This window comes from Sphingobacterium bovistauri (assembly GCF_020295405.1).
Taxonomy (GTDB): Bacteria; Bacteroidota; Bacteroidia; order Sphingobacteriales; family Sphingobacteriaceae; genus Sphingobacterium; species Sphingobacterium bovistauri.
The window spans coordinates 71,224-84,053 of record NZ_JADEYP010000017.1 but is presented as its reverse complement, the minus strand read 5'-3'; the positions used below and the strand labels follow the sequence as shown (position 1 = coordinate 84,053).

Annotated in this window: 11 protein-coding genes; 10 read left to right on the top strand and 1 reads right to left on the bottom strand. The window is 32.4% G+C overall.

Annotation, left to right across the window (positions count from 1 at the left end; genetic code table 11):
• Positions 1-675 precede the first annotated feature (675 nt).
• The 9 genes from IPZ78_RS10420 to IPZ78_RS10380 all read left to right on the top strand — a co-directional run bounded on the left by IPZ78_RS10420 (position 676) and on the right by IPZ78_RS10380 (position 10,129).
• Complete coding sequence (locus tag IPZ78_RS10420) at positions 676-1,014, top strand: DUF7674 family protein (RefSeq protein WP_225553407.1); 339 nt, start codon at positions 676-678, stop codon at positions 1,012-1,014.
• A gap of 26 nt (positions 1,015-1,040) precedes the next feature.
• The gene (locus tag IPZ78_RS10415) at positions 1,041-1,436 is read left to right on the top strand and encodes a DUF7674 family protein (RefSeq protein WP_225553405.1); all 396 of its coding nucleotides are present in this window, start codon (positions 1,041-1,043) and stop codon (positions 1,434-1,436) included.
• The gene (locus tag IPZ78_RS17360; protein ID WP_225553411.1) at positions 1,433-1,510 is read left to right on the top strand and encodes a potassium-transporting ATPase subunit F; all 78 of its coding nucleotides are present in this window, start codon (positions 1,433-1,435) and stop codon (positions 1,508-1,510) included. The genes IPZ78_RS10415 and IPZ78_RS17360 overlap by 4 nt, the downstream gene beginning before the upstream one ends.
• A 109-nt stretch (positions 1,511-1,619) precedes the next feature.
• Complete coding sequence (kdpA, locus tag IPZ78_RS10405; RefSeq protein WP_225553402.1) at positions 1,620-3,308, top strand: potassium-transporting ATPase subunit KdpA; 1,689 nt, start codon at positions 1,620-1,622, stop codon at positions 3,306-3,308.
• A 20-nt stretch (positions 3,309-3,328) separates the two neighbouring features.
• Positions 3,329-5,338, top strand: coding sequence for a potassium-transporting ATPase subunit KdpB (kdpB, locus tag IPZ78_RS10400; protein WP_225553400.1), 2,010 nt, complete (start codon positions 3,329-3,331; stop codon positions 5,336-5,338).
• A gap of 21 nt (positions 5,339-5,359) precedes the next feature.
• Positions 5,360-5,923 (top strand): K(+)-transporting ATPase subunit C, encoded by a 564-nt coding sequence (locus IPZ78_RS10395; RefSeq protein ID WP_225553398.1) that lies wholly within the window; start codon positions 5,360-5,362, stop codon positions 5,921-5,923.
• Between the two features lie 57 nt (positions 5,924-5,980).
• A complete protein-coding gene (locus IPZ78_RS10390) occupies positions 5,981-7,066 on the top strand; it encodes a porin (protein ID WP_225553396.1) in 1,086 nt (361 codons plus the stop codon).
• Between the two features lie 199 nt (positions 7,067-7,265).
• The gene (locus IPZ78_RS10385; RefSeq protein ID WP_225553394.1) at positions 7,266-8,387 is read left to right on the top strand and encodes a sensor protein KdpD; all 1,122 of its coding nucleotides are present in this window, start codon (positions 7,266-7,268) and stop codon (positions 8,385-8,387) included.
• Positions 8,387-10,129, top strand: coding sequence for a HAMP domain-containing sensor histidine kinase (locus IPZ78_RS10380; protein WP_225553392.1), 1,743 nt, complete (start codon positions 8,387-8,389; stop codon positions 10,127-10,129). The genes IPZ78_RS10385 and IPZ78_RS10380 overlap by 1 nt, the downstream gene beginning before the upstream one ends.
• 306 nt (positions 10,130-10,435) lie before the next feature.
• On the opposite strand, the gene IPZ78_RS10375 is transcribed toward IPZ78_RS10380, so the two are convergent.
• Positions 10,436-11,383 carry a sensor histidine kinase gene (locus IPZ78_RS10375; protein ID WP_225553391.1) on the bottom strand — a complete coding sequence of 316 codons (948 nt, stop codon included), beginning with the start codon at positions 11,381-11,383 and terminating at the stop codon, positions 10,436-10,438.
• An 814-nt stretch (positions 11,384-12,197) separates the two neighbouring features.
• Here IPZ78_RS10375 and IPZ78_RS10370 point away from each other — a divergent pair.
• The gene (locus IPZ78_RS10370) at positions 12,198-12,791 is read left to right on the top strand and encodes an RNA polymerase sigma factor (protein WP_225553389.1); all 594 of its coding nucleotides are present in this window, start codon (positions 12,198-12,200) and stop codon (positions 12,789-12,791) included.
• Positions 12,792-12,830 lie beyond the last annotated feature (39 nt).

Below are 12,830 nucleotides of genomic sequence, written 5' to 3'. Positions count from 1 at the left end.
TATAAACTCTTCTATTAGCAATAAAACAGAATCCAAAACTGTCAATAATTACAAAATATCCAAAATATCCTCTGTATCCAAGTATGCAGCTTAACAATTAGAAGTTTTCTTAAAAATCGAAATAAAACAAAGAAGCTGCCCTTTTTGGACAGCTTCATTTACCCTACTAAAGTTTATAATATCTCCAAAAAATAACTTTACACAAGTTATAAAAATAATCTAACCTGTTTTTATCAGATCAATTACCTGACAAAATCAGTAAATGATGACCTGATTAAGGTTACAATCACAAGTTCTTCTACGTCAATTTATATGCTAATATAAAATAGGTAATTATTCCATAGATTAGTTTTCCCTCGCTAGTAATTTATATCATTTTAAGGTATTCTAATTAAAAAGAAATCTCACAAATTTTCATTTGCAACTATCATTATGATAATCAACCCTATCATAATGATAAGGTATGATTATGTTCACAACCGAACAAAAACAATAAGATACTGTGAAACAAACAATTACAAACCACACCTATTCAATGGTACATCTTTGGCATAAAGCTGTAAAACACCTATAAAAAAGTATAAATATGTTAACATCAATCCTAGTAGCTAGCTGTATAATCTGCTTTGTCATGCTTTTCAAACTTGTAAATGTTTTTGAAAAAATTTAAGCAAAATGGAAACAAAAATAAGCCACACAATTCGACAATGGTTTCCGGATTTTTCAGATGGAAATGAAGAAATTTCAGACTATAAACTGCTCCATGCTCTTGCAGTAAATTTCCGTTCAAAACTTCTTACAGATAGCGACGCTGATCTACAATATGCTGCAGAAATACTAAAGATAGTAAATCTGTTATATCAAACTGGAAATCAATACATCAGAAACGCCATTGAAAATGAATTCCTCAGTGAAATCATTACAGAAGAAAGTCCCCAGAGTTTTAAAAAACATTTAAATCTTTTTCCTGCAGATCTAAGGAAGGGATATATAAAAACTATTCTCGAAAATTAAATAATTAAGTTTAAAACAGCATTATAATGAATAAAATAAATGAAAATATAGCTAGTGCTTATTTAGAAAGTCATTATGACGAAATCAAAGACGAAATCAAAGACGAAATACATAAATTGTCTTCTCGTAAAAACTTCCCTGGTATACTTCAAGCCATTATTAACCTATTAAGATTCCTTCAAGAAAAAGGACAAATCCAGAAAATAGGTTTACATATAAAGGTTATTGGAAGACTATATAATAATGGTAATGACTACCTCAAATATATTATTGAGAACCTATTTATCCGTTCATTTGAGGGCATTAGAAAACGCTGTACAACCCATGAATGGAATGCTTTGTACAAGCAAATTCCAGTAAATCTTAAGAAGATTTATCTACTACAAAATCAAGAACAATCACATCGCACGCTGAGTATATGATAGCATTTTTTATAGTCGCCATAGCAGTATTCGTATATATATGCTATGTACTGGTTAAGCCAGAGAAATTTTAACGCACTTATCAAAACGTAATGATACACCTTTAAAAAAAGATATTTCCTACAATTCAGGAATATATCGATTTCTAAGGATAAACGTTTTAACCAAATTTAATCAAAGCTTATGAATACAGAAATTTTAGGAATTATTGTAATGTTTGGGTTTACGCTTCTGTTAGCTATACCACTTGGGAAATACATTTCAAAAGTATATGTTGGAGATAAAACAATTTTAGACTTCATTTTTAATCCATTAGAGAGGTTTATATTCAAGGTTTCAGGAATAAATGCCAAGCATGAGATGACTTGGAAGGAACATATAGCCGCACTACTTACTATTAACCTTTTATGGTTTTTAATGAGCATGGCTATCCTGATGCATATGGAATACCTACCACTAAATCCTGATGGTAATCCGAATATGTCAGCGGATCTCGCATTTAACACCTCTATTTCGTTTTTAGTTAACTGTAATTTGCAACATTACTCCGGTGAAACAGGAATCAGTTATTTGGGCCAGGTATGGCTTATGTTTCTACAGTTTGTTACAGCAGGTATAGGTATAGCTTCCGCGACAGTCATCTTCAAAGCTTTCAGAGAAAAAACAACAACGCAACTAGGTAATTTTTATAACTACTTCCTAAAATCCTGTACGCGAATTTTATTACCAATTTCTTTGCTTATTGCAGCCGTTCTACTATTAGAAGGTACACCAATGACTTTTGAAGGAAAGGATAAAATAGTCTCGCAAGAAGGAACTGAAGTCGAAGTTTCAAGAGGTCCCGTTGCTGCCTTTGTACCTATCAAACATGTAGGAACTAATGGAGGTGGATTCTTTGGTGCCAATAGCGCACATCCCTTAGAAAACCCTAGCTATTTAACCAATATGACAGAAATGTTTGCCCAATTTATAATTCCTATGGCTATGATTTTTGCATTTGGATTTTTTATTCGTAAGAAAAAGTTCGCATGGATGATGTTTAGTGTCATGACCATTGGTTTCTTACTACTTTCTGTGCCAACCATTTTAATGGAAATGAATGGTAATCCTGCTATAACTCAAATGGGAATAGACAATTCACTCGGAGCAATGGAAGGCAAAGAAATAAGGTTTGGTGCTGCTGCATCAGGATTTTGGAGCATTGTTACTACAGTTATTTCTACAGGATCGATTAACTCCATGCATGATAGTGCTATGCCATTATCAGGTTTAACTCAAATGATAGCAATGATGACCAATGCATTTTATGGAGGTGTTGGTGCTGGGGTATTGAACTTTTTTGTATTTATCATCCTTGCAGTATTTATCAGTGGCTTGATGGTCGGAAGAACTCCAGAATTTATGGGTAAAAAAATTGAAGCAAGGGAAATGAAAATTGCGATGATAATAGCGTTGACACATCCCCTACTCATACTTGTCAGCACTGCCTTAGCAACATCTTTTCCTCAGTATGGAGCATCTACTTTGAATAATCCTAGCTTCCATGGTTTCAGCGAAATATTATACGAATACACATCTTCAGCGGCAAATAACGGTAGTGGGTTTGAGGGGCTTGGAGATAATACAGCTTGGTGGAATATAACAACGGGATTTGTATTGTTGTTGGGAAGGTTCTTGCCTATTATTGGACCAATTGCTATTGCAGGATTATTGGCACAGAAGAAATTTATACCAGAGGGAGAAGGCACTTTAAGGACAGACACCTCTACATTTGGGTTGATGGTATTTGCAGTAATTGCAATTATTGCAGCACTAGCGTTTTTCCCAGCGCTGGCATTAGGACCAATTGCAGAATATTTTTCAATGAAATAACCTAATTAAAGACTATTAATATGAATCACAATAAATCATTGTTCCAAAAAGAACTAGTTAAACAAGCACTTAAACAAGCCTTTATAAAACTTAATCCCAAAACTATGTTTCGAAATCCAGTGATGTTCACCGTGGAGATCGGCACATTTGTGATGTTAGTTGTTAGTATTTGGACTTTAACTGGAGGACAAGGACAAGGTAGTTTCGGGTATAACTTGACGGTATTTTTAGTGCTATTTCTAACTTTATTGTTTGGAAACTTTGCGGAAGCAATAGCTGAAGCAAGAGGAAAATCACAAGCTGACAGTTTGAGAAAAACTAGAGAAGAAACTCCAGCAAAACTTTTAAACGGAAAAACAATTTCATCATCAGCATTACGAATAGAAGATGTATTCATTTGTGAGGCTGGAGATATAATCCCCTCAGATGGAGAAATTATAGAAGGGTTAGCAACTATCGACGAAAGTGCAATTACTGGAGAATCTGCGCCAGTAATTAGGGAATCTGGTGGAGATAAAAGCTCCGTTACGGGTGGAACGAAGGTGCTCTCCGACAAAATTATTGTTAAAGTCACTACACAGCCAGGAGAAAGTTTTCTTGACAAAATGATCGCTTTGGTAGAAGGTGCGTCTAGACAGAAAACACCTAATGAAATTGCACTAACCATTCTTTTAGCTGGATTCACTTTAGTGTTTATTATTGTGACAGTTACACTTAAACCTTTTGCTGATTATGCTAATGTTACTATAACAATCGCATCCTATATATCTCTATTTGTCTGCCTAATACCAACCACAATCGGTGGTTTACTTTCTGCTATTGGTATTGCTGGAATGGATAGAGCTTTACGTGCTAATGTTATTACAAAAAGTGGGAAAGCTGTAGAAACAGCAGGTGATATTGATGTGCTACTTTTAGACAAAACTGGTACTATCACTATCGGAAATCGTAAGGCGACTAATTTTTACCCCACCAATGGAATTGATGACAACAAACTAGTAAAAGCAGCAGTATTAAGTTCTATGTCTGATGAAACACCCGAAGGGAAATCAATCATAGAACTAGCAGGAATAAATCCTCTAATTTACGAAATAAGCAATCCTACGTTTATCAAATTTACAGCCGAAACACGTAGTTCAGGTTTGGATTATGCTAATATAAGAATTCGTAAAGGTGCAACAGATGCAATTAAAAAAATCGTTATTCAAGCAGGAAATACATTTCCAATAGAAATAGAAGAACGTGCACAGATCATTGCTAAAAATGGTGGTACTCCACTTGTAGTGTCCGAAAATGAAATGGTTTTAGGTGTAATTGAACTACAGGATATTGTAAAACATGGAATCCAAGAACGATTTCAGCGCCTACGCAAAATGGGAATTAAAACGGTGATGGTAACAGGAGATAATCCTCTCACCGCAAAATTCATTGCTGAAAAAGCTGGTGTAGATGATTTTATAGCTGAAGCAAAACCCGAAGACAAAATGAACTACATAAAAAAAGAACAGGCCGAAGGTAGGCTTGTCGCCATGATGGGTGATGGTACAAACGATGCTCCAGCTTTAGCCCAAGCAGATGTAGGAGTAGCAATGAACAGTGGTACACAAGCAGCAAAAGAAGCTGGAAATATGGTGGATCTAGATAATGATCCAACTAAACTAATTGAGGTGGTAGAAATAGGCAAACAGCTACTAATGACCCGTGGTACATTGACTACTTTCAGTATTGCCAATGATATAGCAAAATACTTTGCAATTATCCCAGCATTGTTTATCACAGCGATTCCTGCTTTGCAAAGCTTGAATATAATGAATCTTCACAGTCCTGAAAGTGCAATTCTTTCTGCTGTAATTTTTAATGCACTAATTATTCCTTTTTTAATACCTCTAGCTTTAAAGGGTATCACATACAAACCTATTGGGGCATCTGCCCTATTACGTAGAAACCTATTGATTTTTGGATTAGGTGGCATATTAGTCCCTTTCGTTGGAATAAAACTAATAGATATAACAATTGCACTCTTTATTTAATGGTCTTTAATTTAAAATAAAATGAAAAAACATATTTTACCTGCTTTCAAGCTCACTTTATTTAGCATTTTATTACTTGCTATTATTTATCCGTTTGTCGTTTGGTCTATGGCTAGATTGGCTCCTAATAACGGGAAAGGAAAAGTCTTAACATACAATGGTGTTAAACACTATACCAATATAGGTCAATCTTTCACAGATGATAAATACTTTTGGTCACGACCTTCGGCTGTTGATTATAATGCGGCAGGTTCAGGAGGAAGTAACAAAGGTCCTAGTAATGATGAATATTTAGCAACGGTACATACTAGAATAGATAACTTTCTAATTCATAATCCCGGTGTTAAAAAATCCGACATCCCTGTGGATTTGATAACAGCAAGTGGCAGTGGATTAGATCCCAATTTTTCAATACAAGCAGCGAAAGTACAAGTTGAAAGAATAGCTAAAATTCGAAATCTTGAAGCCAATAAACTCTTTCATCTTATCGAACAAAATATAGAAAAACCATTATGGGGAATCTTTGGCCCAGAGAAAATCAATGTTCTTAAACTTAACATAGAACTTGATAAAATGAGTCAATAACAACTGTAAATAATGCAATTATCTTATGAAAAACTAATTCCCTAAACATCTCTTACAATGAAAAATAAATCAATTCTGACAGTAATATTATTATGTGTAACAGTTTACCTTAGCGCTCAAGAAAAAGAAAAAAGTACATTAACTATAAGCGGATATGCAGAAGTTTATTATCAACAGGATTTCAATAATCCTGTTGATAATAAACGTCCATCCTTTGTTTATAGTCATAATAGGAATAATGAGTTTAATATCAATCTAGCTTTTATTAAAGCGGCTTACAATACTGAACGATTACGCACCAATATAGCGATGGCTACAGGTACTTATATGAATACAAACTATTCAGCAGAGACTGATGTTATTAAAAATATTTATGAAGCCAATGTTGGATTTAAGCTATCAAAAAAACATAATTTATGGATAGATGCTGGTTTAATGCCATCACATATAGGATTTGAAAGAGCAATTGGTAGAGACAACTGGACTTTGACACGAAGTCTATTTGCTGATAATTCACCTTATTTTGAAACAGGTGCTAAGATTTCTTACACCTCTGAGAGCACGATGTGGTTTATTAGCGGAATGATTCTAAACGGCTGGCAGCGTGTTCAGCGTGTGAATGGGAACTCCACTCCTGCTTTTGGACATCAGATCATATTTAAACCAAATGCAAAGTGGATATTCAATAGCAGTTCATTTATAGGTAATGACAAAGCCGATAGTGTCAGACAGATGCGATACTTTCATAATCTGTATGCCATCTATCAAATGAATGATAAGATAGGCTTAACCACAGGCTTTGATATCGGCGCTGAGCAAAAATCTAAAGGAAGCAGTGCATACAATACTTGGTTTACACCAGTGCTAATAGCAAAATATACAGCCAATCAAAAATTAGCATTAACGGGACGTGCGGAGTATTATCAAGATAAAAAAGGAGTTATCATAGCAACAGGTACATCAAATGGTTTTCAAGCTGTCGGATTATCATTAAATATTGACTACAATATTTTACCCAATTTAATGTGGAGAACTGAAATTCGGAATTTAAATAATGGAAATGACGCCATTTTTATAGATAGAGATAATAGTTTAAAACGAAACAGTACTACAGCTACATCTGCACTTGCCGTTAGTTTTTAAACTATTATTACGACATCTTCTTTCTACAGAAGAAGATGTCCATTGTATTATACCTATCTAATAGGTAAAGTATAAGAAAGTGACAATTGACAAAACTCTCAATAGCTAGGTGCTATTTATTGGAAATTTTAAAACACTAAATTCAACTATACTATAATTGATCTATTAAAAAATAGCTCAATGCAAATAAAAACGTATAATGGAAGAACGAAAAGATGCAGAACACTTTTTAGATCTTATTAAAAAATCGAGAAAAGGAAAATTCAAGCTCTACATTGGAATGAGTGCTGGTGTAGGTAAAACTTATCGTATGCTACAAGAAGCTCAGGCACTTTTGCGCAGTGGGATTGACGTAAAGATTGGTTACATTGAAACACATCATAGAAAGGAAACTCATGCTTTGCTGTCTGGCTTACCCATTATTCCACGTAGAAAACTATTTTACAAAGGCAAAGAATTAGAAGAGCTAGATATTCAAGCTATCATTAATCTTCGGCCCGAAGTTGTAATTATAGATGAATTAGCACATACCAATATCGAAGGCAGTAGTAATGAAAAAAGATGGCAAGATGTATTAGAAATCCTTAATGCAGGAATTAATGTAATCAGTGCTGTTAATATTCAACATATAGAAAGTCTGAATGATGATGTTAGAGCTATTACTGGAATTGAAGTAAAAGAAAGAATTCCAGATACTATAGTTGCACAAGCTGATGAAGTCGTTAATATTGATTTGACCGCCGAAGAACTAATTACTAGATTAAAAGAAGGAAAAATTTATGATATATCGAAAGTTTCGATGGCTTTAAACAATTTTTTCAAAAGTGAGCAAATACTCCAATTAAGAGAATTAGCATTAAAAGAAGTAGCTTCTCAAGTTCAAAGAAAAGTAGAAAACGAAGTCGTACTTACCAGAAATACAAAAAAAGAAAAATTATTAGCTTGTATTAGTTCAAACGAAAAGGTAGCGAGAAATGTAATCCGAAAGACAGCTCGATTAGCGAATTACTACAATGGCAAATGGTATGTAATTTATGTACAAACACCAAAAGAGGATGTCAATAAAATAGCCCTATCCAAACAACGATATTTAATTAATAATTTTAAATTAGCAACAGAACTTGGAGCTGATATTATTAAAATTAAAAATAGCCATGTAACTAAGGCAATTATGGAGCAAGTCGAGAATTTAAAAATAACGACTGTCTGTATAGGAAAGCCACATATAACTATATTAAAAATTTTACTAGCAACCGATACCTTTAATAAGCTAATAAATAGCCTTTCAACAGAAAAAATTGACCTTGTAATATTGTCCTAATGAAAATAAAAACAAAATTAACATTTGGCGTTGGATTACTTTTTTTAATGATTCTTGCATTAGTGATAATCAGCGGATGGTATGTAAACCAATTAAGAAAAGATACCAACAACATCCTAGTAGCGAACTACAACACCTTACAATACTCGAGAAATATGTTATTGTCTTTAGAAGATATAAATTTGAATAACAGAAACATCGAAATTTTTCAGAAAAACCTTGATCTGCAACAAGCTAATGTTACAGAAATTGGAGAAATTGAAATTACAAATCTTTTAGTTAAGCACTTTAATCTTCTCAAAGAGAACTCAAAAGACTCAGCAATTTTATCTACAATACGAAAAGATATCTCTGAATTGATGCGCTTAAATATGGAGGCAATTGATCGAAAAAGTAATATTGCTGATAGTACTGCTGAAAATGCAATTATAATGATCTCTTTAACAGGAACACTATGCTTTTTGATTGCTTTTATTCTTCTAGTGAATCTCCCATCGAATATTGCTAATCCAATTAAAGAATTAACAGATAGTATTAAAGAAATTGCAGGCCAGAATTACAAAAAAAGAGTACACTTTGCAAGCCACAGTGAATTTGGAGATTTAGCGACATCCTTTAATACAATGGCTGAAAAATTAGAAGAATATTCAGAAAGTAAACTCGATAAAATAATAAAGGGAAAAAAACGTATCGAAACACTTATCGATAATATGCATGATCCAGTAATAGGTATTGATGAGATGAATAAAGTTCTTTTTGTTAATAATGAAGCTGTAAAAATTTCAGGAGTAAATAGATCGGACTTAATTGATCAGCCTATTCAGGAAATTGCTCTCACAAATGATTTAATAAAAGACCTTATAAAAGATATTAATAATCCTGAAAACATAAATAATACTACAAAAACACTCAAAATATTTGCTGATAATAAGGAAAGCTATTTCGAAAAAGAAATTATAGATATTAATATTATACCTACAGGTGAACAAACTACAAATTTTATTGGAAAAGTAATTCTACTGAGGAATATCACTCCATTTAAGGAACTTGATATGGCTAAAACTAACTTTATTGGAACAGTTTCTCATGAATTCAAAACTCCTATTTCATCAATAGAAATGAGTGTTCGATTATTGAAAAATGAAAGAATTGGCAAATTAAATGAGGAACAAAAAGAATTGATTATTGGAATTGAAGAAGATACAAGTCGTTTACTCAAGATAACTGGCGAATTATTAAATATGACGCAAGTGGAAAGTGGCTCCATACAAATCAATCAATCCCTAGATGAAATAAGACCAATGCTTGAATATGCTGTTCATGCAAATAAATCTGCTGCAGAGCAAAAACAAATATTGATCAATATAGATATTCAAGATGGTATATCCTCGGTAATTATGGACAGTGAAAAGACTGCTTGGGTCTTGACAAATTTACTATCTAACGCGATTAGGTATTCACATGAAAATTCATCAATAAAGATTGACGTTCATAGAAAAAATGATAAAATTCTATTCTCTATTTCTGATACAGGTCAAGGTATACAAACAGAATATTTAGACAAGATTTTTGAACGGTATTTTAGAATTCCTGGTACTAAAAAAGACGGAACCGGTCTTGGCTTAAGTATAAGTAAAGAGTTCATTGAAGCTCAGGGTGGTGAAATATGGGTTGAAAGTGATTTTGGAGCTGGTAGTACTTTTTATTTTACTCTTAATTTGCCTCGTGAAAATTACTTATAGATTATACTTAATATATATAAAACAGGAAAGGCTACATTTACACAAAATAACATCGAAGCTAATGTAAAATGGAAGAGATCGAGAAGCAACAAACCATCAAGGAATTAGCTTCTAAATATGAGTTTTATCCAGGTAGGAAAAGTTCTATAATTTCATAACATTCTATTTTGCAATTTGATGTTGGATAGGTCAATATCTCCTATTTTTAGACTTGGTAGACTTCCCTGTTTCCATCCCTAATCAGAGATTATTCAAAAATCCTAATTAAATTAAATAGCAGCGCTTGCTGTGGTTATACTCTCACATTTAATCTATTGTTTGCTCTTGTAAGGTGGATATTTTATTTATAATTAAGCTATCTGTATGACCCATATTTTCGACTGCAGTTGGAAAATATAAGGTAACTTTTAAGCCAATAGCTTTTATATTTTCAAATTTTAATCTCCCTCCTATACGCATAAATAAATCTTTGCATAAAGAAATACCTAAACCTGCACCTCGGTTATTATTTTTTTTCTTATAAGACCAACTATATTTGGTATTCAAATTTTCCAAATCTTCCATGGAAAGTTCATCACATTCATTCTGAACATAAAGACAAAGTTCATTGGTATCATTCTTAGAAAAACCAATGACTACTGTTCCCATACCTTTACAATATTTAACAGCATTGCTCAATACATTACGAATTATAAATGAAAAAATATCCTTACTCATATACAGCAAATATGAATCCTGTATATTATTTATCACATTGATTTTATTTGCCTGTATATCCGCATTAAAAACAGGCAAAATAAGTTTAATTTGTTCTGATAAGTTAAAGGACTCTTTATTTTCTATATTATGACGTAATTGAGAATCAGTCCATAATAATATTTCATCAATCATTTTACGTGATATAGAAAGCTGGCTAGAAATAGTCGAGAAAATTTGATGCAGATCATCCTTTGATAATAATATAGCATCATCAAAATTCAACAACATTTCCATGGATATAATAGGCACTCTTAAATCATGAGAAGCGATAGAAATCACTTTAGTTTTAAATTCCTCCGAAGACTTCAATTCTTGATTGTAAATGATAATTTGATCACGTTGTAATGCTAAGGTAGCATTAGTGGCAACCAACTTTTGTTTCTCTAATTTTAATGCGCGATTTTTCTTTACTAATAAATAAATCAACACAGCTATAATTGCTTTACTTACAACGATTCCAACAATTAATAGGTAGATAAGATTTTGGTCATCCATAAAACGAAGATATCCTTAAAATTTTGTGCTAAATTAAGAAAAAACTGATGCTTATCTAATTTGAAAATATAATATGATTATAATTTATATGATCTATTCAATTTTAAATACACAAGCCTTTTGTAGCCTTACCATTTTTCAAACAGATAATAAACGTAATAAGACTTACCTTTCATCATTTTTCAATGTTCTGTCTCATCCAATAATCCTTCTAAAACCTTCAAATCATCTAAAAAATGTTTCGATAATTGATCATTAACGGGCACTAAACCGGAAAAGTGAAGTAAATCATCATTTTTACGGTTTTCTTTTTTCACACACTCCCCTATTTATCAGCATTATATGACTAGCAATATTGTTGATTCTAGTGTTTCGATAATTAATTCCATTAAACTCCAACTTTTCAGGAAATATTGAACCAATTATTGAAAGATTGGTGTGAATATCCCCTTTACTTTATAAAGAAACTAAGATTTTCGAGTACTTTCTCTTATAATTTATCAATATTAGGTTTTATATATTTGAGCCAATCTTTGCTAACTCATCCTCTAATGATTCTATTTGATTTTTAATTTGTTACACAACTTAAAGCAGAACCATGAAACATACAAATATTTTAATACATAAAAATCTTTCAAAGACTCGAAGAAATTAAAGATAAAATTCCTAACGGAAAATTTAATTCAGTCTAATTTTAATATTTTCTAAACTAAACAATGAAGAAGGAAATGTGAAAATTTCGAATATAACTATAAATTTTATATTGTGGTTAATTGCTATTTTATGTAGGTTTGCGAAAACATCATTTACCTAAATGAATCAACTAGATACCCTTACTGACCAGCAGTTGATAACCACATGGCCACATCAACATGAGCGCGTATTTGCTGAGATTTATCGTCGGTACTGGGATAAACTCCTGGCAGTAGCCTATCACCGTCTAGAAGATCTACATGATGCTGAAGAATGTGTGCAAGATGTATTTTGCAAATTTTGGGCACTTCGGAATAATTTTGAGTTAAAGGGGAAAGATCTGAGTTATTACCTTTCGCAGGCTATACGCAATCAGATTTTTACAGTATTAAGAAGAAGGTATAATCTAAGAAAAAAAAGCAAAGATATAACTTTAGAGGAGGATGTCCATCATTTAACTCCAGAAAAACAGTTCATAATTACTGAATTAACTAAACAATTTGAAGAAGCGATCCAAGCTTTGCCTCCACAGTGTAAATTAGTCTATTTACTTAAAAGAGATGAAGGGCTGACGGTCAATGAGATTGCAGAAAAACTCAACATATCTAGTAACACCGTGAAGCATCATCTTAAAAAAGCGCATAAAGATTTACGAAATAATACCGAACTATTGACTCTTTTAGTTACGGTACTTTATTTATTACAAAAAAAATAAAAAAAGATTTCTTCACCTACCCCCCTTCTCATTTTTCTG